This is a genomic window from Thauera terpenica 58Eu (genome assembly GCF_000443165.1).
Taxonomy (GTDB): Bacteria; Pseudomonadota; Gammaproteobacteria; order Burkholderiales; family Rhodocyclaceae; genus Thauera; species Thauera terpenica.
Genome location: NZ_ATJV01000059.1, coordinates 167869 through 193650 on the forward strand (window position 1 = coordinate 167869; position 25782 = coordinate 193650).

The following is a 25782-nucleotide window of genomic DNA, read 5'->3' on the forward strand; positions in this document are numbered from 1 at the left end:
ACGTGGGTCGTTTCACGCTGCGGCCGGCCATGAGCCCCGCTCTTGCGCTCAAAAATTCAACACATCACCCTGCATGAGGCGACGTGGGCTGAGCGGCGACAAAGCCGCCTCGATCTGCGCCATGATACGCTGCTCGATACCGGGCTTGAGATGGGTGACATGTACTGCTGGGTGCACGCTGAGCGCCCCCAGAAACTCGAGCAGCATGCCTGAACACATGTGCCGCGAGGCCAGCGCAAGGCCTTGATGCTCGTCTGCAAAAGCTGACTCGACGATCAGATGGCGCAAGTCCGGCAACGCGTTGATGGCCGCGATCAGTTCTGAACAATAGGCGGTGTCGCCGGAGAAAACCAGCTTTCCCTCACCGCTGTCCAGACAGTAGGCCACGCTCGGCACCGTATGCTGAGCCGGCAACGCCGTGATGCTGCGCGTGCCCAGGCACGTCGTTTCGTTCACTTTCATGGGCTGAAAGCGCATGAAGGGATGGTGCCGGTCAGGGATGGACGAAAAGTCCGGCCAGACAAGCCAGTTGAAGACGTGCGAATGCAGGATTCGAATCGTCTCCGGCGTGGCGTGCACGGTGAGCGGCACGGTGCGCAGATTGCACACTGCGTCGATGAGCAGCGGCAGCGAAGCAATATGATCAAGATGGGCGTGGGTGAGAAAGACATGATCAATCTTGAGCAGAGCGTCCAGGGGCAGATCCCCAACCCCGGTCCCGCAGTCGATGAGCACATCATCGTCCACGAGAAAAGAGGTGGTGCGCGTCTGCACCCCTCCAATGCCTCCACTGCAACCCAGCACCGTCAGCTTCATGACCGATCGCGGCAAGGCCCCTCGTGAGCCCTGAGCCGCTACGCTTCCCCGTTTTGTGTGTGCGAGGACCTTAGCACCGTGCCCGCAACGCGGGTAGGCAAAAAGTCACAGGCCGCATGCTGCCCGCGCCAAGCGTCAAGACCTGAGGAAAAACTCCATCTTCACGCCGGCCAGGTCAATGATGTCGTGATCTTTCAGCAGATGCGCCTGGGCGCCGATGGCGACACCATTGACGAGCGGAAACGATGCGCCCTCAACGTGGGTAATGAAGTAGCCGTGCGGACGACGCGTGATCACCGCGACCTGCCGGCCTGGCTTGCCAAGGGTGGTGAGCGATTTTGTGAGCTCGAGTTCGCGCCCGCTGTTGGTGCCGCTCAGGACCTGGATGATGCCGACGCGGCCAGCCTTGGCTGCTCCTGCCTGCTGCGAGCGCTCCAGTGCACCCGCAGCAAGAATCTGCGTTGCAGTGGGCGCATTTGCAGGACCGTCATCGGCGTCGGAGGTGGTCGGCGACAGGGCGAAAGGCTTGATCGAGACGGTATCGATCATGTCGGACGCCGCCTTCCCGGGCTGCACCGCTTCCACGATGTACTTGATGCGATACTTGCCCAGCTCGATTGCGTCGTTGTGCTGCAACACGTGCTTCTTCACGGGCTGACCATTCACATAGGTACCGTTGGTGCTGTTCTGGTCCTCGAGAAACGCGTCATTGAGAATGCAGGTGATCACCGCATGCTGGCCGCTGATCGCGAGGTTGTCGATCTGTATGTCGTTGTTCGGCTTGCGCCCTATGGAGGTGCGCTCCTTGTTGAGCTCGATCTCCTTGAGGACGAGCCCATCCATACTGAGGATCAACTTCGGCATTGCCTGTACCCGTTGTGATGTTTGCGTCCACAGCCCTGCGGACTTCGTGGATCATTCTAACGCGCGCCAAAGCCGTAGGGCACATACGAAAAAAGCGCCGGGCAAGCCGGCGCTTTTCGGATGTCGCGAGCGACGCGCGAATTTCAGAGCATGGCCTTGAGCAGCTTGGCCATTTCCGACGGGTTACGCGTCACGGTGAAGCCGCATTCTTCCATGATGGCGAGCTTGGCGTCAGCCGTATCGGCACCACCGGAGATGAGCGCACCCGCATGGCCCATGCGCTTGCCAGCGGGCGCAGTCACGCCTGCGATGAAGCCAACGATCGGCTTCTTCATGTTGGCCTTGCACCACTGCGCGGCTTCAGCCTCATCCGGACCGCCGATCTCGCCGATCATGATCACCGCGTCGGTGTCAGGATCGTCGTTGAACATGCGCATGATGTCGATGTGCTTGAGACCGTTGATCGGGTCGCCGCCGATGCCGACCGCGGAAGACTGGCCCAGACCGATTTCGGTCAGTTGCGCCACCGCCTCATAGGTCAGCGTGCCGGAACGCGACACCACACCGATGCGACCCTTCCTGTGGATGTGGCCAGGCATGATGCCGATCTTGATCTCGTCGGGCGTGATCAGGCCGGGGCAGTTGGGGCCGAGCAGCAGGGTTTCCTTGCCGCCGTTGGCAACCTTCTGCTTCATCTTGTTGCGCACGATCAGCATGTCGCGGACGGGAATGCCCTCGGTGATGCAGATCGCCAGATCGAGGTCGGCTTCGCAGGCTTCCCAGATCGCGGCGGCCGCGCCGGCGGGCGGCACATAGATGACCGACACGGTGGCACCGGTTTCAGCCGCAGCGTCCTTCACCGAGCCGAAGATGGGGATGCCGAAAATCTGTTCACCGGCTTTCTTCGGATTCACGCCGGCGACGAAGCAATTCTTGCCGTTGGCGTATTCCTGGCACTTCTCGGTGTGGAACTGACCGGTCTTGCCGGTGATGCCCTGGGTGATGACCTTGGTATCTTTGTTGATCAGGATGGACATTCAGACTCTCCTTACTTGACCGCAGCGACGATCTTGGTCGCGGCATCCGCCATGGTGTCGGCGGTGATGATCGGCAGACCCGACTCGGCAAGGATCTTCTTGCCAAGGTCTTCGTTGGTGCCCTTCATGCGCACCACGAGCGGGACGGAGAGATGCACTTCCTTGGCGGCCGCAACCACGCCTTCGGCGATGGTGTCGCAGCGCATGATGCCGCCGAAGATATTGACCAGGATGCCCTTGACCTTGGAGTTCTTGAGCATGATCTTGAAGGCTTCGGTGACCTTCTCGGTGGTCGCGCCGCCGCCAACGTCGAGGAAGTTGGCCGGCTCTGCGCCGAACAGCTTGATCGTGTCCATGGTGGCCATCGCCAGACCGGCGCCATTGACCAGGCAGCCGATGTTGCCATCAAGGCTGATGTAGGCCAGATCGAACTTGGAGGCCTCGATCTCGTCCGCATCCTCCTCGTCGAGGTCGCGGAACTCGACGATCTCAGGGTGACGGTAGAGTGCGTTGGCGTCGAAGTTGAACTTGGCGTCCAGCGCCTTGATGTTGCCGTTGCCTTCGAGGATGAGCGGGTTGATTTCCGCCAGCGAAGCATCGGTCTCCATGTAGCAGGTGTACAGCCGCTTGAGCGCGTCGATCGCCATGGCGACCGAGGCCTCAGGCACGCCAATGCCACGCGCCAGGTTCTCGGCCTGAGCGTCGGTCAGGCCGACCAGCGGGTCAACGAATTCCTTGAGGATCTTCTCGGGCGTGCTGTGCGCAACTTCCTCGATGTCCATGCCACCTTCGGAAGAGGCCATCATGGCGACCGACTGCGTACCCCGGTCGGTCAGCGCAGCGACGTAGTATTCCTTCTGGATGTCGGCACCTTCCTCGATCAGCAGCCGGCGCACCTTCTGGCCTTCGGGCCCGGTCTGGTGCGTGACAAGCTGCATGCCGAGGATGTCGCTGGCGTACTGGCGCACTTCGTCAATGGAGCGGGCCACTTTCACGCCGCCGCCCTTACCGCGGCCGCCGGCGTGAATCTGGGCCTTCACCACCCACACCTTGCCGCCAAGCTCTTCCGCTGCCTTGACCGCCTCATCAACGGAGAAGCAGGGAATACCGCGCGGTGTGACGACGCCGTACTTCCTCAGTAGTTCTTTTGCCTGATACTCATGAATCTTCATGGTTGCCCTTCGATCGAAGTCACGACGGCATGCCCGTCGCAAACAGGTTGATGGCATGCTTCGGGGCGTGCAGCCCCACGACAGGCGTCGTCTCCCTCGACCGCCACCCACCGCACCTGACCAGCGACGCTGGTCTGACTTTACGGCATGCACGCTGAAGTACGTGGTTACCGTAAGACCCCATAATTATAACCAGTTTTGCGCAGTGCACCGTACCTGCATCCCGCGCGCTTCAGCCCAGCCCGTCCACCTTGCGATACCACTTGGGGTAGTAGCGGCGCACCGCCTCCGCCGAGCTTTCGAGGGCATGACAACGATCGAGCTGAAAAGGCTTCTCGCGGGTGTCCTCATTGTCCCGACGCAATGAGGCCACGGTCTGGATGGCCGCCGTGGGAAGCGAGGCAAGCAACTCGGTCAGGTGTGTACATCCGCGTACATCAGCGAACATCTCCCCGACCGTACGCCGGAAGCCACGTACCAGATTGAGCCCGACCAGACGCGCATAGGCTGGGCCAATGGTGTCGCAATACCCGGGATAAGGCACGCCATCCGAGCACGCGAAAGCCTCAGTGATATTGAAGTCCCCATCGAAGGCGAGCCTGATGCGCATCAGGTGTACAGGGACGCCGGCGGGACGCAACCCGGACGCAATGGGATAGTCGATATCCTTGACGTCGGTCAGCGAGGCGTCGATCTCGTAGCGACCATCTTCGCGCAGGAAACCCTCAAGCTCGATGCGTCTGCCATGCAGGCGCCGGCGGGGCAAGGCAGGTTCTGGTAACGGCATCGTCTTTTGGCGTACGCAGGCGTATGGGGAAGCAGATCTTAACCGATCCTGATTGTGGCGGACATGGATGTCGCCGCACATCACAGCGCTCAGCTTCACACTTCGCGCCACTCACCCCGGCGGAGTGCTCAATACATCACGACAGCATGAAATCACCTCGCGGATGCTGTTACAGTCGCTGGAACCGTGCCAGAGAGTCTGTTAAAAGTGCTCCTTTCGACGAACCCACCGCCGGACGCGCGGAGAATGAGAAAAACTCGGATCCCCTTTGCAGCGGCGCTGGCTTTGGCTGCCCTCTCCGTCCCCTCTCCCGCGAGTGCCAACACACTCGGAGAGGTGCTGTCCGTGTCGGCGCTCGGCGCCCCCTTCCGTGCCGAAATCCGTTTGCTCGGGGACAGCAGCACAGCCTCGGCCGACTGTCTCCGCCTGGGCGCTGCCGGAGAACGCAGGGACGGTCCGCCCTGGCTGACGCAGGCCAGCGTGCGCGTGACGGACAAGCCATCGCCTCGCCTCATCGTCAGCGGCGCACAGGCTGTGCACGAGCCCACGCTGAAGCTCGCGATCGAAGACCTCTGCGCGAATCGACTGCGGCGCGAATACACCCTGCTGTTGTCTCATCCTGAAGCAGGCCTCGCTGCCCTGGCCTCTGCCCAGGACAATCAGCATCAAGGCCTGAGTGCACTCGAGGACGCCCCCGACAAGCGCCCCGCGTCGAAGTCAGACCGTTTGACTGCGGCCGATGATGGCGCCGCGAAAGCAGTCGCAGCGACCGCGGCAGGCAGCAGCACGACAGCAGATGCGGCCAGCTTGCGTAGACTCACGGTGGCGATCGATCGCAGCATCGCCGCGGAGATGGAGTTATTGGCACGAATCCGGGATCTTGAGGAAGCCCGCGTCCGTGTCGAGGCTCGCATCCAGGCGCTCGGCTCAGTGCTGGAAGCCGCTGCATCCAGCACGAACGACTCCGTCGTGCCGCCACCAGACGCTGCGTCGAGCACCCGCCCGCCTGCGCAGACCGGCACTACGCCCACTGCCACGGCCGATATCGACACCGACTCCGATACGACCGACTCCCATACGAATACCGAGTTCAACGATCGCTACCTGCTCATCGGCCTTGTCCTGGGCGTGCTGCTGCTGGCGCTCATGCTGCGCCGCCGCACGAAACAGAGCCCCTCTCCACGCTCAACCCGAGCGCCGGCGCCGACGACCCTGCACGCCCCTGCTGCTGCCAACAGCACCCCAGAGATTTCCAGCAAGGACAAGCTGAGCCAGCCTGCCGCGACGAGCCCCGCGGTGGTCGAGGGCACGGTGGACTGGAGTCTTCCCGACGTCCCGGCGAGCACACCAAAAGCCGATTACGGCTCCCCTGTCGAGCAGGCCGAGGAACATCAGTCTGCGGTCGAACTCGCAGACATCATGATGAGCTTCGGCCGACTGCATGGGGCCGCAGACACGCTTGCCGAATTCATCCAGAGCAATCCCAAACAGGCGGTGACGCCCTGGCTGAAGCTGCTTGAGGTCTATCGCGCTGCAGGACTGCGCGCGGAATTCGATGCCATGGCAAAGGAGTTCAACAAGACCTTCAACGTCATCACCGTCACTTGGGACAACTACGACGACCTGCGCATGAATGCAGTGTCGGTGGAGCACATGCCGCACATCATCGCGTATATCGAGCAGAACTGGCGCACGCGCGAATGCCAGGTCTATCTGCAGCGCCTGCTGCGTGATAATCGCGCTGGCACACGCATGGGCTTTCCCTTCAGCGTCATTGACGACATCCTGATGTTGTCTGCCGTACTGGAAGAAGAACTCGGCCCGGCCCTGCCGCCAGCGGGCACCGCCCGTGCCCGCACTGAATGACGACAGGCCTCAGACCGGATTGGGCAGATCGACGAAATCCGCTTTGAGGCCAAACTCGGTCTCGAGATAGGCGGCAATCGCGAGCGCGCCGTAGCGCTCGGTGGCGTGATGGCCAGCAGCGATATAGGGGATGCCGGTTTCGCGCGCAAGGTGCACCGTCGGCTCGGAAATCTCCCCCGACACGAACACGTCCGCCCCCGTGGCAATGGCCTGCTCGAAGTAAGCCTGCGCACCGCCGGTGCACCACGCGACCCGACGCACGACGCGCGCGCCATCGCCCACCAGCAAGGGCTCACGCCCCAGCCTCGCCGCCAGCGAGCGGGCGATCTGCGCCGCTGTCCCGTGCGCCTGTGCGGGGCGACCGAACCAGCCCAGCTCCTGCTCCGCGAACCGTCCTTCGGCGCACCAGCCCATCAGCTTGCCAAGCTGGGCGTTGTTGCCATGGTGCGCATGTGCGTCCAGCGGCAGGTGGTAGGCAAGCAGGCTGATGTCATTGGCCAGCAGGCTCTTCAGGCGCTGGCGGCGAATGCCATTGATGCGGCCATCCTCACCTTTCCAGAAGTATCCGTGATGAACGAACACGGCGTCATAGCCACCGCATACCGCCAGGTCGAGCAGCGCCTGGCTGGCCGTCACCCCGCATAGAACCCGTACGACTTCGGGCCGACCTTCCACTTGCAAACCGTTTGGGCAATAATCCTTGAAGCGCGAAGCCTCGAGCATTGCGTCCAGATGCGCGACAAGCTCGACAAGTTGCATGCGACCTCCCTTCCAGTCCCGGTCCGGCCGGCGACGCTGTTCACCAGGCTCAACCGCCTTTCGAGTCCACCATTATGCGCCGTCTGTGGCTCATCTTTGCCCAGGCTGTGACGATCAGCCTCGCTGCGCTGTTCGTGCTCAGCACCCTCAAGCCGGGTTGGCTGCGCGAATCTGCGCCCGCAGCCGTCGTGGCAATACTCGAAGCGCCGGCCGGCAATGGCAGCCCCGCGCCGGCGGCCGGCTCCTACTCGGCGGCTGCGCAGCGCTCCATGCCCGCGGTCGTTCATATCTTCACCAGCATGACCGGCGCCAGCCCGAATCATCCCCTGCAAGATGATCCGGTGTTTCGTCATTTCTTTGGAGAACGTCCTGACAACGGAGGCAGTCAGCGCCAGGCCGGGCTGGGCTCCGGGGTCATCGTCAGCCCGGATGGATACGTCGTCACCAACAACCATGTAATCGAGATCGCCGACCAGATCGAGATCGCGCTCAATGACGGGCGCAAACTCAGCGCGCACATGATAGGGCGCGATCCGGAAACGGATCTGGCCGTACTCAAGATCGACACCGACGCACAACTACCGGTGATCACCCTCGCCGGTGGCGACGCCCTGACCGTGGGTGACGTGGTGCTGGCGATAGGCAACCCTTTCGGGGTCGGGCAGACGGTGACCATGGGCATTGTATCGGCGCTCGGGCGCAGCCAGCTGGGCATCAACACATTCGAGAATTACATCCAGACCGACGCCGCAATCAACCCGGGGAACTCCGGCGGCGCGCTGGTGGACAGCGCGGGGACCCTGGTGGGCATCAACACCGCGATCTATTCGCGCTCAGGCGGCTCACTGGGCATCGGCTTCGCAATCCCGGTGTCGATCGTGCGCAATGTGCTCGAGCAGATCGTGAGCACCGGCGAGGTCACGCGCGGCTGGGTGGGCGTGGAAATCCAGGACATCACGCCGGAACTGGCGCAGTCCTTCGGCCTGCGCGACACCCGCGGCGCCTTGATTGCAGGCGTGCTGCGCGCGAGCCCTGCCGAGCGCGCAGGCATCCTGCCGGGAGACGTGCTGATCGCGGTGAAGGGTGAGCCTGTACGCGACCCGCGCGCGATGCTCGACATGGTCGCGGCCCTGCCACCTGGGCACAAGGCGGAGTTTCGCGTTGTACGCGGCGAGTCCGAGCTCGACTTGAATGTCGAGGTCGGACGCCGCCCGACTCCGGCCGCCAAGCGTTGAACCTGCCCTCGTCTGGCGCTCGTTGCTCCAGCGCGCAAGTCCTGAATGCTCAGCGCTTGTCGCCGCCTTCGCCGGCTTCGATGCGGTCAAGCTCGCTGTCCATGTCCTCGATCGAAGGTGCCGCATAGGCGGGCTCTGCCGCGCTCGGCGCGGTCTTCGTCATCCAGTTGGCAAGGACGATGCCGAGCTCGTACAGCAGGCACATGGGCACCGCCAGCATCAGCTGGGAGATGACGTCAGGCGGCGTCACGATCGCGGCAATGACAAAGGCGCCAACGATCACGTAGGGGCGCGCGGCGCGCAGCTTCGCCACGTCGACGATGCCCGCCTTGGTGAGCAGGATCACGGCCACCGGGACTTCGAAAGTGATGCCGAACGCGAGGAACATCGACATTACAAAGGACAGGTATTGCTCGATGTCTGGCGCGGGGGTGATGCTCTTCGGGGCGAATTCGGCAATGAACTTGAACACCATGCCGAACACGAAGAAATAGCAGAACGCCATGCCGATCATGAACAGCAGGGAACTGCCCGCGACCAAGGGCAGGGCGAGGCGCTTCTCGTGAGAGTAGAGCCCGGGTGCGATGAAGGCCCACACCTGGTAGAGCACCCAGGGCAAGGACAGCACGAAGGCGACCATCATGGTCACCTTGACCGGTACGAAGAAGGGCGTCACCACGCCGGTGGCAATCATCTGCGTGCCGGCCGGCAAGGTGTCCATCATCGGCTTGGCAAGGATGTCGTAAATATCGCCTGCCCACGGCATCAGGCAGACGAAAACAACCACCACCACGAGCAGCGCACGAATCAGACGGTCGCGCAGTTCGATGAGGTGGGAGATGAAGGTTTCCTGTTGAGTGCTCATGTTGCGCTCTTGTCGGCCACGTCGACGGCGCCGGGGAGCTGACGGCTGACGGCATCAAGCCCGGGTTTGACTTCGACTGCGGCAGCCTGCTCGGGAAGGGCTGAGCTCACCGCCGACCGAGCGAGAAGCTGCGAGGCTGGGACCGCGCTCACAGCCGGGGTGGGGGCCGGGGTGGGCGCTGCAGCATCGGGCGCAGCCACATCGGACGTAGTGGTGTCAGGGAGGGCAGAGCGCACTTCGTCCGCTGTGCGGTGCATCTCGCTCTCGAGGTTGGCCGCGTTCGACCGTACCGCGCTCTCGAGCTCCTGCGCCTGCTGCTTGACCTGCTGCTGCAGCGCCTTCAGCTCCTCGAGTTGCATCTCACGCTGAATGTCGGATTTCACATCCGACACATAACGCTGGACCCGCCCAAGCAGAAGACCCGCCGTGCGCGCGACCTTGGGCAAGCGCTCAGGGCCGACCACCACGAGCATCACCACACCAATCAAGATGAGTTCAGAAAAACCGAAGTCGAACATGTTTCGCCGCTAGATATGCCCGCACGCCATGCCCGCACGCTGCGAGCGTGCAGCATGAAAACGAAAGGGCGCTCCTTTCAGGGCGCCCCCTCTCCATCAAGAGGCAAGCTTCAGGAAACCGTCTTGTCGACTTTTTCCCGTGCCTCGCCGTCAATTGTCTGCCTGCCGGAGATCGTCTGCTGCGAAGCGTCAACAGAAGCGTCGCCCTCCTTCATGCCATCCTTGAAACCCTTCACTGCGCCACCCAGGTCCGAGCCCATGTTGCGCAGCTTCTTCGTGCCGAACACCAACAGGACAATGACCAGCACGATGAGCCAGTGCCAGATGCTGAATGAACCCATACCGCTCTCCTTAATGCTTCAACATGGGCGGCAGGGGATGCGGGCCGCCCACAACGTGAAGGTGCAGATGATACACCTCCTGCAAACCGACTCTTCCGGTGTTCACGATGGTGCGAAAACCGTCCGTACACCCTTGTTCGCGGGCGATGCGGGCCGCCGTCACCATCAGACGCCCCATCGCTGCCTCATGTTCCGCAGTCAGCTGTGCCATCGAGTCCACGTGCACCTTGGGAACGATCAGCACATGAACCGGTGCAACAGGGTTGATGTCATGAAAAGCGAAGACGTGCTCGTCTTCAAAGACCTTCTTCGACGGGATCTCGCCGCGAACGATACGACAGAAGATGCACTCGCTCATTGCGCCCCCTCAAGCCGTACGCGACTTTTTCTCGTCGATGCCCGAGACACCTTCGCGCCGACGAAACTCCGCCAGCACGTCTTCAACCGACAAGCCATGATGTGCGACCAGAATCAGCGAATGAAACCACAGATCGGTCACTTCCCGGACAATCTGCAAACGGTCATTGTCCTTCGACGCCATGATGGTTTCAGCCGCCTCCTCGGCAACTTTCTTGCAGATGGCGTCAGTACCCTTCGCATACAGACTGGAAACATAGGAAGAATCAGGGTCAGCCTGCTTGCGCGCGACCAGGGTATCGGACACGCGGCGCAACACTTCGATATCGATCACTTGTAGATCTCCTGCGGGTCTTTCAAAACGGGTTCGACGGCCTCCCAGCGGCCATCGGCGAAATACCTCTGGAAGAAGCAGCTGTGACGGCCAGTGTGGCAGGCGATGCCGCCCACCTGCTCGATCTTCAACAGCACCACGTCGTTGTCGCAGTCGATGCGCAGCTCAAGCACCTTCTGTACATGGCCGGACTCCTCGCCCTTGTGCCACAGCTTGCGCCGCGAACGTGACCAGTACACCGCTTCACCTGTCTCGGCCGTGCGCTGCAGGGCCTCACGATTCATCCACGCAAACATCAACACGTCACCAGTGCACGCTTCCTGCGCAATCACCGGCACCAGACCGTGCTCATCCCACTTGATCTCATTGAGCCAGTTCACACTCGCACTCACAGCCTCACCTCGATCCCACGTGCCCGCATCAACTCCTTGGCCTCGCGCACCGTATGCTGACCGAAATGGAAGATGCTCGCCGCCAGCACCGCATCGGCACGCCCCTCGGAGACGCCCTCGACGAGATGCTCCAGGCTCCCCACGCCACCACTGGCGATCACCGGGATACGCACCGCGTCCGACACCGCACGCGTGAGCGCCAGATCGAAACCACTTTTTGTTCCGTCCCTGTCCATGCTCGTGAGCAGGATCTCACCCGCTCCCAGCGCTTCGACCTTGATTGCCCACTCAATGGCGTCCAGTCCGGTGTTCTTGCGCCCGCCGTGGGTAAAGACTTCCCACTTCCCCGCGCCGGTCTGCTTCGCATCGATGGCCACCACAACGCACTGGTTACCGACCTTGCTCGAGACATCGTGCACCAGCTGTGGGTTGTTCACCGCTGCGGTATTCATGCTCACCTTGTCCGCGCCGGCGTTGAGCAGCCGACGCACGTCATCGACCACGCGCACGCCGCCGCCGACGGTGAGCGGGATGAACACCTGCTCGGCAACCTGCTCGACAATGTGCAGGATGATGTCGCGATCATCGGAGCTCGCCGTGATATCGAGAAAGGTAAGCTCGTCCGCGCCCTGTTCATCGTAGAGGCGGGCGATCGCGACCGGGTCACCCGCATCGCGCAGGTCAACGAAATTGACGCCCTTGACCACGCGCCCAGCGCTTACGTCCAGACAGGGAATGATGCGTTTGGCGAGCATCAGCGGGGTCCGGTAGAGAAGGTCATGCGGAGCGCTCCCCGAGCTCGTCCGCGCGCTTCTGCGCGGCGGCAAAGTCGAGCGTACCCTCGTAGATGGCGCGCCCGGTGATCGCCCCCATGATGCCTTCGTCCTCGACTGCGCACAGCGCGTCAATGTCGCGCAGGTCGGTGATGCCACCGCTGGCAATCACCGGGATGCGCAGCGCGCGCGCGAGGCGAACGGTGGCTTCGATGTTGACCCCCGACAGCATGCCGTCGCGGCCGATGTCGGTATAAATGACTGATTCGACGCCGTAATCCTCGAACTTCTTCGCCAGGTCGACAACATCATGGCCGGTGAGCTTGGACCAGCCGTCCACCGCCACCTTGCCATCCTTCGCGTCCAGACCGACGATGATGTGCCCGGGAAAGGCACTGCAGGCATCGTGCAGAAAGCCCGGATTCTTCACCGCCGCCGTGCCGATGATGACGAAACTGATGCCGTTGTCGAGGTACTTTTCGATGGTATCCAGGTCGCGGATTCCGCCTCCCAGTTGCACCGGAACATCGTCGCCGACTTCGTCGGTAATGGCGCGTATGGCAGCACCGTTCTTGGGCTTGCCCGCAAAGGCACCGTTGAGATCCACCAGGTGGAGGCGGCGGGCGCCGGCGTCGAGCCAGTGCCGTGCCATGGCACCGGGGTCTTCGGAAAACACCGTGGCGTCGTCCATTTCGCCTTGCTTCAGGCGAACACAGTGACCGTCCTTGAGGTCGATTGCAGGAATGAGCAGCATACCGGGATCTGAAATGGAGTGAGTCTGGAGGATGGGACCGGCGCTCAGGGCTGCCAGCGGATGAAGTTCGCCAGCAACCGAAGACCGGCTGCTGCGCTCTTTTCAGGGTGAAACTGGACTGCGAAGATGTTAGCCCGCGCTACCGCGCTGGTAAAGCGCACACCGTAATCGGTCTTGGCTGCACTCAAGCTGTCGTCGGCCGGCGCAACGAAGTAACTATGCACGAAGTAGAAGCGCTCGCCATCGGCGATGCCGTCCCACAGCGGGTGCGCTCCACCTTGCCAGACTTCATTCCAGCCCATGTGCGGCACCTTGAGATGACTGCCGTCAGCGGCGCGCATCTGCGCATCGGGAAAGCGCAGCACCTCACCTGCAAGGATGGCGAGGCAGGACACATCGCCTTCTGCGCTATGCTCGAACAGCATTTGCTGACCGATGCAGATCCCCAGGAAAGGCTTGCTCGCCGCCGCATCCAGCACCGCAGGACGCAGACCACGGGCGTCGAGCTCACGCATGCAATCGGGCATCGCGCCCTGGCCCGGAAAAACCACGCGCTCGGCCGCGGCAACACGCGCCGGATCCGAGGTAATGAAAACTTCGTGACCGGGCGCCACATGCTCGATCGCCTTCGCGACCGAGCGCAGGTTGCCCATGCCGTAATCGATGATGGCCACAGTGGTCATCGGCTTGACTCGCTCTTGAACATGACGGCGCCTGCTTCACACCGCAAAGCGCACTCGCTCAGAGTGCACCCTTGGTGGAAGGGATCGTGCCGGCAGCACGCTCATCAGGCTCGGCCGCCATGCGCACGGCACGGGCAAAGGCCTTGAACACGGACTCACACTGGTGATGGGCATTCTCGCCGCGCAGGTTGTCGATATGCACGGTGACACCGGCATGATTGACGAAGCCCTGGAAGAACTCACGCGCGAGGTCGACATCGAAATTGCCGATGCGCGCGCGGGTGTAATCGACGAAGTAGTGCAGACCCGGACGGCCGGAGAAGTCCACCACCACACGGGTCAGCGCTTCATCGAGCGGGACGTAGGCGTGACCGTAACGTCGCAGCCCCTTCTTGTCGCCAATGGCCTTGGCAAAGGCCTGTCCGAGCGTGATGCCGACATCTTCGACGGTATGATGATCGTCTATGTAGGTATCGCCTTCACAGCGGATATCGAGGTCAATCAGCCCATGGCGGACGATCTGGTCGAGCATATGGTCAAAAAAAGCAACGCCGGTGTCGAGCGTTCCCTTTCCCGTGCCATCGAGGTCGATGCGTACGGATATCTTGGTTTCAAGTGTGTTGCGAGTGACTTCGGCTTGCCGCATGGCTGGCTACTGGCTCAAGAGTTGCAGGACTTGAGCATGATAACATCGCCCGACAAAATGACTGCAGCGCGCGGCCTGCCGCGCAACACCTCCCGGCATCACACCGCCGCGCTGCACCGATTCGCCCCCGAAACCCCTACAGCAGACAGAACATGAGCCGCTACTGGAGCGCCGTCGTCCACGGCCTGACCCCTTACGTTCCCGGCGAACAGCCCAAACTCGACGACCTGGTCAAGCTCAACACCAACGAGCACCCCTACGGACCGTCGCCAAAGGCGCTGGAGGCGATCCGCGCCGCCACCAGCGACGCACTGCGCCTCTATCCCGACCCCAACGCCGATGCGCTGAAGGCAGCGCTCGCCAAACGCCACGGGCTGCAAACAAAGCAGATCTTCGTCGGCAACGGCTCGGACGAAGTGCTGGCTCACACCTTCATGGCCTTGCTGAAGCAGGACAGGCCGCTGTGGTTTCCCGACATCACTTACAGCTTTTACCCGGTGTATTGCGGGCTGTACGGCATCGAGCAGCGCACGATCCCGCTCGCGGACGACTTCTCCATCAAGGTCGAGGACTACCTGCCTCAAGGCAGCGAACGCCCGGGCGCGATCATCTTCGCCAACCCCAACGCCCCGACCGGCCGCCTGCTGCCGCTGCAAGCCGTTGAACGCATTGTCGCTGCCAACCAGGATGGGGTGGTGGTGGTCGATGAGGCCTATGTGGATTTTGGCGGCGAGAGCGCGATCAGCCTGATCGATCGCTATCCGAACCTGCTGGTGGTGCACACTTTCTCCAAGAGCCGCTCGCTCGCCGGCCTGCGCGTGGGGTTCGCCGCTGGCCATGCCGACCTCATCGACGCCCTGGAGCGGGTGAAGGACAGCTTCAATTCCTACCCGCTCGACCGCCTGGCGATCGCCGGCGCGGTGGCCTCGGTCGAGGACGAGGCCTTCTTCCAGGAGAGTTGCAACAAGGTGATCGCAACACGCGAGACCCTGGTCAAGGAGATGCAGGCGCTGGGTTTTGAGGTCCTGCCCTCGGCAGCGAATTTCATCTTCGCTCGCCACCCCGAGCGCGACGGCGCGGAATTGACCGCCGAACTGCGCAAGCGCGCGATCATCGTGCGCCACTTCAAGGCGCCGCGCATCGATCAGTTCATGCGCATCACGATAGGCACGGACGCGCAGTGCGCACTGCTTGTCGGTGCGCTGAAGGACATTCTCGGGCAGTGAAGGAGCGAGGATGGACAGGACCTTGCAGAAAGGCCTGCACCGTCCCCCAGAACTGGCTCCCAAGTCAGCCCGAGGCGGCCGTGGCATCCCTGGCGCAGACGAGGACTGTCTGAGCCCGCAGGGCGAGTTCCGCAGCCTGCAGAAGGGATGCCACGGCCGCCTCGGGCGGAGCGCAAGCCACCGCGCGGCGCCCTCTTGTCAAAGCCCCTGCCCAATACAACAAACAATACGCAGCCAAAAAGAAACAAAAGCCTTCGATTCGCCGGCGCTGCGCAGGGTATTCGTTGCAGGCTGCGGAACTCGCTCGCTTTGCTCGCTCAGACAGTCCTCGCCTGCGCCACGAACACCCTGCACATCACCGGCTTGGTCGGTGCAGGTGCGAACCGCATCACCGGCTTGGCCGGTGCAGGTGCGAACATCGGGGCGCGACTGCACGAGGTCAAAGCCAGGCCCGGACCCAGGCCCGCGCTCACCCATCCCGTCAGTCCTTGAGCCGCATCTCCGCGGAGCGCGCGTGGGCCTGCAAGCCCTCGCCGTGGGCGAGGATGGACGCCACCTTGCCCAGATGCTGGGCGCCGGCCTGCGAAATGTTGATGATGCTGGTGCGCTTCTGGAAGTCGTAGGTGCCCAGCGGCGACGAGAAGCGTGCGCTGCGCATCGTCGGCAGCACGTGGTTCGGCCCGGCGCAGTAATCGCCCAGCGCCTCCACCGCCCAATGACCCACAAAGATCGCACCGGCATGACGGATGTGATCAATCCAGGCCTCGGCATCCTCCAAAGCCAGCTCCAGATGCTCGGGCGCGATGCGGTTGGCGATGGTGCAGGCCTGCTCCAGACTATCGACGTGGATCAACGCCCCCCGGTTCGCCAGCGACTTCGCGATCGTCTCGCGGCGCGGCATGGTCGGCAGCAGGCGGTCGATTGCGGCGTGCACCGCATCAATGAAACCCGCGTCAGTGCACAGCAGGATGGACTGCGCCAGTTCGTCATGCTCGGCCTGAGCGAACATATCCATCGCCACCCACTCGGCGTGGCCGGAACCATCCGAGATGATCAGGACCTCGGACGGACCCGCCACCATGTCGATGCCGACCGTACCGAAGACGCGGCGTTTGGCCTCGGCCACGTAGGCATTGCCCGGGCCGACGATCTTGTCCACCTGAGGAATGGTCTGCGTGCCGTAAGCAAGCGCGCCCACCGCCTGTGCCCCACCGATGGTGAACACCCTATCCACACCGGTGATCGCCGCGGCGGCCAGCACCAGCGCATTTTTCTCCCCACCCGGCGTAGGCACCACCATGATCAGCTCGCCAACCCCTGCCACCTTGGCCGGGATCGCATTCATCAGCACCGAACTCGGATAGGATGCCCGCCCGCCCGGCACATACAGACCGACGCGATCGAGCGCCGTCACCTTCTGCCCCAACCGGGTGCCGTCGGCCTCGGCAAACTCCCAGGACTCCAGCTTCTGGCGCTCGTGATAGGCCCGCACCCGTTCGGCGGCGACCATCAGCGCCTCACGCTGCACCAATGGCAAGCTGTCCAGCGCAGAGTGCAGCTCCGCCTGCGGCAGTTCGAGCTGCGCCATCGATGCAACATCAAGCCCGTCGAAGCGCCGTGTGTACTCGACCACCGCAACATCACCCGTGGATCGCACCGCACGGAGGATTTCGCTGACCGCCGCGTCGATGCGCTCGTCGGCCTCGGAGGCGAAGGCCAACAGGGCGTCGAGCGTGCTCATGAATTCGGGCGCACGCGCATCAAGGCGGCGGATGGGCGTCTGGCTCATGGGCAGCTCCTCAGGGTTTGACCGCGCCGGCGAAAGCGTCGAGCACCGGCTGCAAGAGCTCGCGCTTGAGCTTGAGCGAGGCCTGGTTGACGATCAAGCGTGCGCTGATCGGCATGATGTCCTCAACCTCTTCCAGGTTGTTGGCACGCAAGGTGCCCCCGGTCGACACCAGATCGACGATCGCATCCGCCAGCCCGACCAGCGGCGCCAGCTCCATCGAGCCGTACAGCTTGATCAGATCGGCGTGCATGCCCTTGCCGGCAAAATGCGCCTTGGCAGCGTTGATGTATTTGGTGGCGATACGGATGCGCCCGCCCGGCCGCGTCGCCGCAGCGTAGTCGAAACCCTTTTGCACAGCCACGCACAGTCGACAGGCGGCAATGTTGAGATCGAGCGGCTGGTACAGACCTGCGCCGCCATGTTCGAGCAACACATCCTTGCCAGCGATGCCGATGTCGGCCGCGCCGTACTGCACGTAAGTGGGCGTGTCGGTGGCACGCACGATGACCAAGCGCACATCGGGCCGATTGGTGCCGATGATGAGCTTGCGCGATGATTCGGGGTTGTCGGTGGGGACGATGCCGGCCGCCGCCAGCAGCGGCAGCGTCTCTTCAAAGATGCGCCCCTTGGAGAGGGCAAGCGTGATGCTGGACACGGCGAAAAACCTTGTTCGTTCGGGATGACATTGTAACCCGGCGCCGCTTCTGTTAACCTTCAGAGGACGGGCTGAATCGCAGGTGGCGGTTCGGCCTTTTCTTTTGTCGTGGCGCTCCGCCGACACGCCTACTGCGCAGGAATTCGCAACATGAAACCGTCGATCATCGTCTCCAGCAACGACCTCGAGCGCCTCGAGGGCCTCCTCACCCTGCCCCCGTTCCGCAGCCGCAGCGATCTCGACGGACTGCGCGCAGAACTGGAGCGCGCCGATGTGCGCGAGCCGCAGGACATGCCCGCTGATGTCATCACCATGAACAGCCGCGCCCGCTTTCTCGAGGTCGGTACGGGACGCGAATACGAGCTCACCCTCGCCTATCCGAAGGACGCGAATGCCGAAGCTCAGCGCGTATCGATCTTCTCGCCGGCCGGCAGCGCCCTGCTCGGCTTGACGGCTGGCCAGTCCATCGACTGGAGCACGGGCGAAGGCAAGGCGCTGCACCTGAAGGTACTGGAAGTCACCTGGCAGCCTGAAGCGAACGATCAGTTCGACCTCTGAGCCCACCCCCGCACACGTGCGGGCGCACCCAGGTGATCACAGCAGGCAAGAACGCGCCCTCACGGGCGCGTCCGTCGTCTACTTCACGCGCCTGACGCGGGCGCCCAGCGCCGCGAGCTTGGACTCCAGCCCCTCGTAACCACGATCGAGGTGATAGATGCGCTCGATGAGGGTCTCACCTTCAGCCACCAGCCCCGCCACCACCAGGCTGGCCGAGGCGCGCAGGTCGGTCGCCATCACGGTGGCGCCCTGCAGACGATCCACACCCTGCACCAGCGCCGTATTGCCGTCGATGCGGATATCCGCACCCAGGCGCTGCAGTTCCACCGCGTGCATGAAGCGATTCTCGAAAATCGTCTCCCGGATCATCGCCACGCCCTTGGCGACGCAGTTGATGGCCATGAACTGCGCCTGCATGTCGGTCGGAAACGCGGGATAGGGTGCGGTGCGCAGACTCACCGCATTCAGTCGCGCCGGCGCGCGCAGGCGGATGGCATCGGGCTCGGAAACCACCTCGCAGCCGGCCTCCGTCAGCTTGTCGATGACGGCGTCGAGGTAGTCGGAGCGGGTACCGGTGAGGCGCACCGACCCACCACTGGCCGCCGCCGCACACAGATAGGTACCGGTTTCGATGCGGTCGGGCATGATGCGATGGGTCGCGCCATGCAAACGCGCAACGCCACGGATGCGGATCACATCCGAGCCCGCACCCGACACCTGCGCGCCCATTGCCACCAGACAGTTCGCCAGATCGACGATTTCAGGTTCGCGCGCGGCATTCTCGATGATGGTCTCGCCATCGGCGAGCGTGGCCGCCATCATCAGGTTCTCGGTCCCGGTCACGGTGACCATGTCGGTGAACAAGCGCGCGCCCTTCAGGCGCGAGACGGTGGCGTGCACATAACCATGCTCGACCCGCAGCTCGGCACCCATCGCCTGCAGGCCCTTGATGTGCTGATCCACCGGACGCGCGCCAATCGCACAGCCGCCGGGCAAGGACACTCGCGCCTCGCCACAGCGCGCCACCAGCGGCCCGAGCACGAGGATCGAGGCGCGCATGGTCTTCACCATCTCGTAGGGCGCGACCGGATTGTTCAACCCCGAGGCGTCGAGCGTGACCGTGTCTGCCTCACGCGCTACCTTCACCCCCATCTGCGCGAGCAGCTCAAGCAGCGTGCCGATGTCCTTCAACTGCGGCACGTTGGTAAAGGTGACCGGCTCGGCGGTCAGCAAGGCCGCGCACAGGATGGGCAAGGCCGCATTCTTGGCGCCCGAGATGGCGATCTCACCCGACAGGTGGGTACCGCCCTGGATCAACAGCTTGTCCATGTCGGCCTCACATGCCCAGCTCGCCGCGACCTTCTTCCCATTGCGCAGGCGTCAGGGTCTGCAGCTGCAGTGCATGGATCTCGTTACCCATCAACGCTCCCAGGGTGGCATAGACGGCCTGATGCTGGCGTACGCGCAGCTTGCCCTCGAATGCGGCGCTGACCACCACACCGGTGAAGTGCACACCATCATCGCCTTCGATGGCAACGAAGTCGCAGGGCAGGCCCTGCTCGATCAGACGCTTGATCTCGCTTGCTTCAAACATGATTCAATCCTTTACGACCGCAGCTTGTAGCCTCGCGCAAGCATGGCGAGGGTGAGCGCCGCGAGGCACACAAAACAGGCGGACACCACGCCCAGCGACAGCCAGGGAGAAGCGTCCGATTGACCAAAGAAACCATAACGAAACCCGTCAATCATGAAGAAGAACGGGTTGAAATACGACACGTCCTGCCACAGCTGCGGCAGCGAGCGAATCGAATAGAAAACGCCGGAGAGCATTGTCAGCGGCATGATGAGAAAGTTCTGGAACGCGGCGAGCTGATCGAACTTGTCGGCCCAGATGCCGGCAATGACGCCAAACGAACCCATGATCCCGCCGCCCATCAAGGCAAAGACCAGCACCCACAGCGGATTGGCGATGCTCTGCTCGACGAAGGGCATGGACACCAGGAGCACGCCCGTACCGACGAACAGGCCACGCAATGTAGCTGCGAGGACGTAGGCGGCATAAAACGCCCGGTAGGACAGCGGCGGCAGCAACACGAAGATGATGTTGCCGGTGATCTTGCTCTGGATCAGCGATGAAGAGCTGTTGGCAAAGGCATTCTGCAGCACCGCCATCATCACCAGCCCCGGCACCAGGAAACGGGTGTAAGCCACGTCACCATAGACGGTCACATGCCGGTCGAGCACATGCGAGAAGATGAGCAGGAACAGCAGCGCATTGAGCACCGGCGCACCAACGGTCTGAAAGCCGACCTTGAAAAAGCGCAGCACTTCCTTGTGCAACAAGGTGCGAAAACCGGTCAGGGGCGCATCGGCAGCCATGGGCTGGATGCGGCGCACCGCTGCTGTACTCGGCGGCCTGTGGACCTGCGTCTCAGACACGATGCATGAGCTCCACAAAAACGCGCTCGAGGTCAGGCTCGCCCAAGGCCATCTCGCGCAAGCCCGCGCCCGCTTCACGCAAGCGCGCCAGCACGGCTTCAACCTCGGTGTAGCTGTCGAAATCGAACTCCACCCAACCGTCATCATTGGCACGACCACCGAGCGCAAGCGCGACTTCGGTGTGCTCGACATTGACGCGCAGACTGTGGGTGGCAAAACGACGCAACAGATTATCCGTCGTATCCAGGGCCACCAGCTTGCCGGCCTTGAGCATGGCAATGCGCCCACACAAGGTCTCGGCTTCTTCGAGGTAGTGCGTGGTCAGCACGATGGTATGGCCGTCGCGATTGAGCTCACGCACGAATTGCCACAGCCCCTGGCGCAGTTCCACATCCACCCCCGCAGTGGGCTCGTCGAGCACGATCACCGGCGGCCGGTGCACCAGCGCCTGAGCGACCAGCACGCGCCGCTTCATGCCGCCCGACAAGGTACGCATGTTCGCGCCCGCCTTGTGGCTCAGGTCCAGGCGGGCAAGGACTTCATCGATCCAGTCGTCGTTGTTGCGGATGCCGAAATAACCTGACTGAATGCGCAGCAGCTCGCGCACCGAGAAGAAGGGATCGAACACCAGCTCCTGCGGCACGACGCCAAGATTTCGCCTGGCCTCGCGATAGTCACTGACGACGTCGTGACCCATGATCTCGAGCACACCACTGTCTGGCCGCACCAGGCCGGCGAGCGCTGAAATGAGCGTGGTCTTGCCGGCCCCATTGGGGCCGAGCAGGCCGAAAAACTCGCCCTGCTCGATCTCGAGATCGACCCCAGCGAGCGCCGTGAGCGCGCCATAGTTCTTGGTGACGGCCCGGACGCGGATTGCCGGCATGGTCATCCGGTCGGCTCCAGCGGCAACAGGCTGTCGACACCGTACAAGGCGGCCAGACTGACCAGCCCGGCTGGCAGATTACGCACCGTGATCGTCTGTCCCGCACCACGCGCAGCACGCACCCAGTCCAGAATCAGCGCCAGCGCCGCCGAATCAGCCTCTGTCACCGCCGCCAGATCGACAAGCAGCGGGCCCTTGAGCGCCATGCGCCGCCCCTCCGCGAGCGCCTCAGTGCACGTGAACATCGTCAGTGCACCCTGTGGTGCAAAACTCAGCGGCAAGACGGCAGCGCTCATGAATGCTGCTGCTCGGCCTCGAGCGAACGATTCTTCGCCTCGAGCGACTTGAGCAAGCCCTCCACGCCACCGCTGCGAACCTCATCTGCGAAGCTGCTGCGATAAGTGGTGACGAGACTGACGCCAGCGACGATCACATCGAACACCTTCCAGCCTGCTTCCGACTGCTCCAGCATGTAGTCAATGCCTATGGGCTGCGCACCGCTCTGATGCACTTCGGTCCGCACCTGCACACGCTTGTCGGTGGCGGCAAAACGGGCCGGCTTGAAGGCGACGGTCTGGTCACGATACTGCGTCAGCGCATTCGAGTAAGTGCGCACCAGCAAGGTGCGGAAAGCCTCGGTGAGGCGGACTTGCTGCTCGGCGGAGGCGTCGCGCCAGTCGCGGCCGACAGCCAGCATGGTCATGCGCCGAAAGTCGAAGTGCGGCAGCACCTTGGCATCAACCAACTCCATCACGCGATGCTTCTCACCAGCCCGTAGCGCCTCGTCTGCACGCACGATCTCGAGCACCTCGTTGGTGACCTCGCGCACCAGCACATCGGGCGCCTGCTGCGCCGAAGCCTGCGCCAGCGGCAGCAGCGCGGCGACGAGCACACAGCACAGGGTAATCAACTTCCTGAAACTCATTTCACTCTCCCGTTTGCATCACAAGGCTGGCGAGTCGCTCGCCGTTCACGTTGTCGCCGCCAATGTCATTGAACTCAAGGCGCTCGACCGCGGCCGTCGCGGCGGTATCGACCTCGTCTCCGAGTGCGGGTGCCCGACGCGCGTCAAAATCATCGTACTCACGCATCACGTTGCCATCTGAAATCTTGTATCGACGTTGCTGAAGATAGAAGTCTCGCGAGTAGGCGTATTTGTCTATCGTCGCCTCCTCCAGGGTTTTCCCGGCGCCAAGGAAGGTGGAGCGAACATGTGTGATACGCAGCGCGGTATAGCTGTTGCGCGTCGGCACATGATCAAGCTGCCAGGGGTTGCGCCCCACGTAATCGACCGGCAAGGCCGCCGCATCACGCACGGTCCGCGGCCCGAAGAAGGGCAGCACGATGTACGCGCCCTCACCGACCCCCCAGCGCCCCAGGGTCTGACCGAGATCCTCGTCATGCTTTGGCAGCCCCATCTCGGTGGCGATGTCGATCACACCCAGCAAGCCGAAAGTCGAATTGAAGGCGAAGCGCATCATGTCCGTCAGACCGTCAGCCACCTTGCCCTGCAACAGGTTATTGAGGCCGATCCACGGGTCTTCGAGGTTGCCGATGAAATTGCCCACTCCACTGCGCACGAAGCTGGGGAGCACAAATTCATAGGCCTGGGCGGCGGGCTTGACGACCACCTTGTCGAGCTGCTCATTGAAGCCGAACATGGCGCGGTTGTAGCCTTCGAGCGGGTCGCCGGGATTGCCCGTCGAGGCGCATCCGCTCAGCAAGACCACCGAAGCCGCGAGGGCAAGCGCAGGCTTGCGCGCTGCGCCTGAAGCGGAAATCAGAGCATTCATTGTTGTTATTCTCCAGCAGTGTGCGGTAACAATTTACTGGGCCGCAGGCGCAGCCGCCTTGTCGAACAGGAACTGACCGATGAGCTTCTCGAGCACCACCGCGGACTGGGTCAGGAGCACACGGTCGCCGTCTTTCAGGGGTTCGACGTCGGCACCCGCATCCAGACCGATGTACTGCTCTCCGAGCAGACCGGAGGTCAGGATGGACGCCGAGCTGTCCGCCGGAAACTCGAAACGCTTGTCGATTTCCATCTGCACCAGCGCACGGTAGCTGTCGCTGTCGAAACGGATCGCCTGCACGCGCCCGATGAGCACTCCCGCACTCTTGACCGGGGCGCGCACCTTGAGCCCGCCGATGTTGTCGAAGGGCGCCTCGATACGATAGGTCTCGCTCGCGTTGAGCGCAGAGAAGTTGGCGACCTTGAAGGCCAGAAAAGCCAGTGCAGCGAAGCCGATGGCCACGAAAATGCCGACCCACAGGTCGAGTGCGGTACGACTCATCATTAACCCCGGAACATGAAAGAGGTGAGTACAAAATCGAGGGCCAGAATGACCAGGGCCGAAGTCACAACAGTGCGGGTGATGGCACGCGACACACCTTCGGCCGTGGGCTTGCAATCGTAGCCTTCAAACACCGCAATCAGCGACACCACCACACCGAACACGAAGGACTTGATCACGCCATTGAGCACGTCGTACTCGAACTCGACCGTGGCCTGCATCTGTGACCAGAAGGCGCCATCATCGACGCCGATGACCACGACCGTGATCAGCCAGCCGCCAAAGATGCCCATCGCCGAAAACAGCGCAGCGAGCAAGGGCATGGCCAGCACGCCGGCCCAGAAGCGCGGCGCAACCACACGCGCCAGCGGGTCGACCGCCATCATGTCCATCGCCTTGAGCTGCTCGGTGGTCTTCATCAGCCCGATCTCGGCAGTAATTGCCGAACCCGCACGACTGGCGAACAGCAAGCCCGCAATCACCGGCCCGAGTTCGCGCAACAATGACAGGGCCACCATCACCCCCACCGCATCGGCCGAACCGTAGCGCTGCAAGATGTCGTAGCCCTGCAAGCCAAGCACCAGCCCGACAAACAGTCCGGACACGGTGATGATCAGCAATGAGAGTACACCGCTGAAAAACAGTTCGCGAATGGTCAGATGGATGCGGCGCAGCGACTGACCGGAGGCCAGCAACACGGCAAACAGGAAGCGGGTGATGAAACCGAGCCGCCAGATACCATTGATGGTGAGCTCGCCGATGTGGCGCAGGCCACCGACGATGCCGGCAATCAGTCCGTTCATGGGAGCCTCACGTCGAGCAGGCTGTCGATCGGCGGTGCAGGGTAATGGAAGGGCACAGGGCCATCAGCCTCGGCGTTGACGAACTGATGAACAAAGGGATCGCTCGAGGCGCGGATCTCGTCGGGCGTGCCGCGCGCCACGATGCGCCCGTCCGCAACGAAGTACAGGTAGTCGACAATCTCGAGCGACTCATGCACATCGTGCGTGACCATGATCGAACTGGCGCCGAGCGCATCATTGAGCCGTCGAATGAGCTGCCCGACGATGGCCAGCGAAATCGGGTCCAGCCCGGCGAAAGGCTCGTCGTACAGTACCAGCATCGGATCGAGCGCCACCGCACGCGCCAGAGCCACCCGCCGCGCCATGCCGCCGGACAGCTCACCCGGGCGCAGACCGGCCGCACCGCGCAGACCCACCGCCTGCAACTTCATCAACACCAGATCACTGATCACCGCAGGCGACAGGTCGGTGTGCTCGCGCAAGGGAAAGGCGACATTGTCGAATACGCTCATGTCGGTAAACAGCGCACCGAACTGAAACAGCATCCCCATGCGCCGGCGCAGCGCATACAGCGCGCTGCCGCCCAGCTTGCCGACATCCTGACCATCGACTTCGACCACACCCGCACTTGCCTTCAACTGACCGCCGATCAGACGCAGCAGCGTGGTCTTGCCGCAGCCGCTGCCGCCCATGATCGCCACCACCTGGCCGCGATGCACATTCAGGTCGATGCCGCTGAGCACCGAACGCTCGCCATAGGCGAAGTGGACATCGCGCAAGGAAACGAGAGGGGGGGCACGATCGTCTGTGTTGGCCACGGCTTACGTCTTTGATTGAGAACCGCTCATTCTAGCAGAGGCAGACACACCAGCTCAGCATGGTGCTGCATTGCAACAGCACAACTACCGCACAGCGGGCGAAAAAACCACTGGGGTC

General features: G+C 62.8%; 34 protein-coding genes. 5 read left to right on the forward strand and 29 right to left on the reverse strand.

Annotated elements, in window-relative coordinates:
- Positions 1-48: 48 nt before the first annotated feature.
- The 5 genes from M622_RS31815 to M622_RS31835 all read right to left on the reverse strand — a co-directional run bounded on the left by M622_RS31815 (position 49) and on the right by M622_RS31835 (position 4676).
- Positions 49-816, reverse strand: a complete 768-nt coding sequence (locus M622_RS31815) for a 3',5'-cyclic-nucleotide phosphodiesterase (RefSeq protein WP_021249715.1) — start codon at positions 814-816, stop codon at positions 49-51.
- Between the two features lie 135 nt (positions 817-951).
- On the reverse strand, positions 952-1680 hold the full coding sequence (locus M622_RS31820; RefSeq protein ID WP_031346992.1) for an FHA domain-containing protein: 729 nt from the start codon (positions 1678-1680) through the stop codon (positions 952-954).
- Between the two features lie 143 nt (positions 1681-1823).
- Positions 1824-2717 (reverse strand): succinate--CoA ligase subunit alpha, encoded by an 894-nt coding sequence (gene sucD, locus M622_RS31825; RefSeq protein WP_021249717.1) that lies wholly within the window; start codon positions 2715-2717, stop codon positions 1824-1826.
- A gap of 11 nt (positions 2718-2728) precedes the next feature.
- Positions 2729-3889 (reverse strand): ADP-forming succinate--CoA ligase subunit beta, encoded by a 1161-nt coding sequence (sucC, locus tag M622_RS31830; RefSeq protein ID WP_021249718.1) that lies wholly within the window; start codon positions 3887-3889, stop codon positions 2729-2731.
- 232 nt (positions 3890-4121) lie between these two features.
- Entirely contained in the window at positions 4122-4676 is a 555-nt protein-coding gene (locus tag M622_RS31835) for a DUF2889 domain-containing protein (RefSeq protein WP_031346994.1), read from the reverse strand.
- Between the two features lie 246 nt (positions 4677-4922).
- Between M622_RS31835 and M622_RS31840 the strand changes: the two genes are divergently transcribed.
- Entirely contained in the window at positions 4923-6542 is a 1620-nt protein-coding gene (locus M622_RS31840; RefSeq protein WP_157282025.1) for a type IV pilus assembly protein FimV, read from the forward strand.
- A 9-nt stretch (positions 6543-6551) separates the two neighbouring features.
- Here M622_RS31840 and M622_RS31845 read toward each other — a convergent pair whose 3' ends face one another.
- Complete coding sequence (locus tag M622_RS31845; protein WP_021249721.1) at positions 6552-7301, reverse strand: Nif3-like dinuclear metal center hexameric protein; 750 nt, start codon at positions 7299-7301, stop codon at positions 6552-6554.
- Positions 7302-7375: 74 nt separating this feature from the next.
- Between M622_RS31845 and M622_RS31850 the strand changes: the two genes are divergently transcribed.
- Positions 7376-8536 (forward strand): Do family serine endopeptidase, encoded by a 1161-nt coding sequence (locus M622_RS31850; protein WP_021249722.1) that lies wholly within the window; start codon positions 7376-7378, stop codon positions 8534-8536.
- A gap of 49 nt (positions 8537-8585) precedes the next feature.
- Here the strand turns inward: M622_RS31850 and tatC are convergent, their stop codons facing one another.
- The 10 genes from tatC to hisB form a co-directional block, all read right to left on the reverse strand.
- A complete protein-coding gene (tatC, locus tag M622_RS31855; RefSeq protein WP_021249723.1) occupies positions 8586-9401 on the reverse strand; it encodes a twin-arginine translocase subunit TatC in 816 nt (271 codons plus the stop codon).
- Positions 9398-9919: a Sec-independent protein translocase protein TatB gene (tatB, locus tag M622_RS31860; protein WP_021249724.1), complete on the reverse strand. Its 522-nt coding sequence runs from the start codon at positions 9917-9919 to the stop codon at positions 9398-9400. The genes tatC and tatB overlap by 4 nt, the downstream gene beginning before the upstream one ends.
- 110 nt (positions 9920-10029) lie before the next feature.
- Positions 10030-10260, reverse strand: a complete 231-nt coding sequence (gene tatA, locus M622_RS31865; RefSeq protein WP_021249725.1) for a Sec-independent protein translocase subunit TatA — start codon at positions 10258-10260, stop codon at positions 10030-10032.
- Positions 10261-10270: 10 nt separating this feature from the next.
- Entirely contained in the window at positions 10271-10618 is a 348-nt protein-coding gene (locus tag M622_RS31870) for a histidine triad nucleotide-binding protein (protein WP_021249726.1), read from the reverse strand.
- A gap of 9 nt (positions 10619-10627) precedes the next feature.
- Positions 10628-10951, reverse strand: coding sequence for a phosphoribosyl-ATP diphosphatase (locus tag M622_RS31875; RefSeq protein ID WP_021249727.1), 324 nt, complete (start codon positions 10949-10951; stop codon positions 10628-10630).
- The gene (hisI, locus tag M622_RS31880) at positions 10948-11343 is read right to left on the reverse strand and encodes a phosphoribosyl-AMP cyclohydrolase (RefSeq protein WP_021249728.1); all 396 of its coding nucleotides are present in this window, start codon (positions 11341-11343) and stop codon (positions 10948-10950) included. The genes M622_RS31875 and hisI overlap by 4 nt, the downstream gene beginning before the upstream one ends.
- Complete coding sequence (gene hisF / locus M622_RS31885) at positions 11340-12098, reverse strand: imidazole glycerol phosphate synthase subunit HisF (RefSeq protein WP_021249729.1); 759 nt, start codon at positions 12096-12098, stop codon at positions 11340-11342. Before hisF ends, hisI begins: the two co-directional genes overlap by 4 nt.
- A 22-nt stretch (positions 12099-12120) precedes the next feature.
- Positions 12121-12870, reverse strand: a complete 750-nt coding sequence (gene hisA / locus M622_RS31890) for a 1-(5-phosphoribosyl)-5-[(5-phosphoribosylamino)methylideneamino]imidazole-4-carboxamide isomerase (protein WP_021249730.1) — start codon at positions 12868-12870, stop codon at positions 12121-12123.
- A gap of 44 nt (positions 12871-12914) precedes the next feature.
- A complete protein-coding gene (gene hisH, locus M622_RS31895) occupies positions 12915-13553 on the reverse strand; it encodes an imidazole glycerol phosphate synthase subunit HisH (RefSeq protein ID WP_021249731.1) in 639 nt (212 codons plus the stop codon).
- A gap of 58 nt (positions 13554-13611) precedes the next feature.
- Positions 13612-14157, reverse strand: a complete 546-nt coding sequence (hisB, locus tag M622_RS31900) for an imidazoleglycerol-phosphate dehydratase HisB (RefSeq protein ID WP_245543072.1) — start codon at positions 14155-14157, stop codon at positions 13612-13614.
- Here hisB and M622_RS40580 point away from each other — a divergent pair.
- Together M622_RS40580 and hisC are read left to right on the forward strand one after the other, a co-directional pair.
- Positions 14062-14355: a hypothetical protein gene (locus M622_RS40580; protein ID WP_245543073.1), complete on the forward strand. Its 294-nt coding sequence runs from the start codon at positions 14062-14064 to the stop codon at positions 14353-14355. The two genes, hisB and M622_RS40580, sit on opposite strands and share 96 nt — an antisense overlap.
- On the forward strand, positions 14352-15425 hold the full coding sequence (hisC, locus tag M622_RS31905) for a histidinol-phosphate transaminase (protein ID WP_021249733.1): 1074 nt from the start codon (positions 14352-14354) through the stop codon (positions 15423-15425). Before M622_RS40580 ends, hisC begins: the two co-directional genes overlap by 4 nt.
- A gap of 198 nt (positions 15426-15623) precedes the next feature.
- On the opposite strand, the gene M622_RS40160 is transcribed toward hisC, so the two are convergent.
- The 3 genes from M622_RS40160 to hisG are packed head-to-tail and all read right to left on the reverse strand — an operon-like array spanning position 15624 to position 17869.
- Complete coding sequence (locus M622_RS40160; protein ID WP_157282027.1) at positions 15624-15902, reverse strand: hypothetical protein; 279 nt, start codon at positions 15900-15902, stop codon at positions 15624-15626.
- Positions 15903-15906: 4 nt separating this feature from the next.
- Positions 15907-17214, reverse strand: a complete 1308-nt coding sequence (gene hisD / locus M622_RS31910) for a histidinol dehydrogenase (RefSeq protein WP_021249734.1) — start codon at positions 17212-17214, stop codon at positions 15907-15909.
- A gap of 10 nt (positions 17215-17224) precedes the next feature.
- A complete protein-coding gene (gene hisG / locus M622_RS31915; protein WP_021249735.1) occupies positions 17225-17869 on the reverse strand; it encodes an ATP phosphoribosyltransferase in 645 nt (214 codons plus the stop codon).
- Between the two features lie 150 nt (positions 17870-18019).
- Here hisG and rnk point away from each other — a divergent pair, with 150 nt between their 5' ends.
- Positions 18020-18427 (forward strand): nucleoside diphosphate kinase regulator, encoded by a 408-nt coding sequence (gene rnk, locus M622_RS31920; RefSeq protein ID WP_021249736.1) that lies wholly within the window; start codon positions 18020-18022, stop codon positions 18425-18427.
- Positions 18428-18505: 78 nt separating this feature from the next.
- Here rnk and murA read toward each other — a convergent pair whose 3' ends face one another.
- The 10 genes from murA to M622_RS31970 are packed head-to-tail and all read right to left on the reverse strand — an operon-like array spanning position 18506 to position 25664.
- On the reverse strand, positions 18506-19756 hold the full coding sequence (murA, locus tag M622_RS31925; protein ID WP_021249737.1) for a UDP-N-acetylglucosamine 1-carboxyvinyltransferase: 1251 nt from the start codon (positions 19754-19756) through the stop codon (positions 18506-18508).
- 7 nt (positions 19757-19763) lie between these two features.
- On the reverse strand, positions 19764-20021 hold the full coding sequence (locus M622_RS31930; protein WP_021249738.1) for a BolA family protein: 258 nt from the start codon (positions 20019-20021) through the stop codon (positions 19764-19766).
- Between the two features lie 11 nt (positions 20022-20032).
- A complete protein-coding gene (locus M622_RS31935; RefSeq protein WP_021249739.1) occupies positions 20033-20806 on the reverse strand; it encodes an ABC transporter permease in 774 nt (257 codons plus the stop codon).
- A gap of 52 nt (positions 20807-20858) precedes the next feature.
- Positions 20859-21755, reverse strand: a complete 897-nt coding sequence (locus tag M622_RS31940; RefSeq protein ID WP_021249740.1) for an ABC transporter ATP-binding protein — start codon at positions 21753-21755, stop codon at positions 20859-20861.
- A complete protein-coding gene (locus M622_RS31945; RefSeq protein ID WP_021249741.1) occupies positions 21752-22045 on the reverse strand; it encodes an STAS domain-containing protein in 294 nt (97 codons plus the stop codon). The genes M622_RS31940 and M622_RS31945 overlap by 4 nt, the downstream gene beginning before the upstream one ends.
- Positions 22042-22674: an MlaC/ttg2D family ABC transporter substrate-binding protein gene (locus tag M622_RS31950; protein ID WP_031346996.1), complete on the reverse strand. Its 633-nt coding sequence runs from the start codon at positions 22672-22674 to the stop codon at positions 22042-22044. Before M622_RS31950 ends, M622_RS31945 begins: the two co-directional genes overlap by 4 nt.
- Position 22675: 1 nt before the next feature.
- Positions 22676-23542: an MlaA family lipoprotein gene (locus tag M622_RS31955; RefSeq protein WP_021249743.1), complete on the reverse strand. Its 867-nt coding sequence runs from the start codon at positions 23540-23542 to the stop codon at positions 22676-22678.
- Between the two features lie 33 nt (positions 23543-23575).
- The gene (gene mlaD, locus M622_RS31960; protein WP_031346998.1) at positions 23576-24043 is read right to left on the reverse strand and encodes an outer membrane lipid asymmetry maintenance protein MlaD; all 468 of its coding nucleotides are present in this window, start codon (positions 24041-24043) and stop codon (positions 23576-23578) included.
- A 2-nt stretch (positions 24044-24045) separates the two neighbouring features.
- Positions 24046-24846 (reverse strand): lipid asymmetry maintenance ABC transporter permease subunit MlaE, encoded by an 801-nt coding sequence (gene mlaE, locus M622_RS31965; protein ID WP_021249745.1) that lies wholly within the window; start codon positions 24844-24846, stop codon positions 24046-24048.
- Complete coding sequence (locus M622_RS31970; protein WP_021249746.1) at positions 24843-25664, reverse strand: ABC transporter ATP-binding protein; 822 nt, start codon at positions 25662-25664, stop codon at positions 24843-24845. The genes mlaE and M622_RS31970 overlap by 4 nt, the downstream gene beginning before the upstream one ends.
- Positions 25665-25782: the final 118 nt, after the last annotated feature.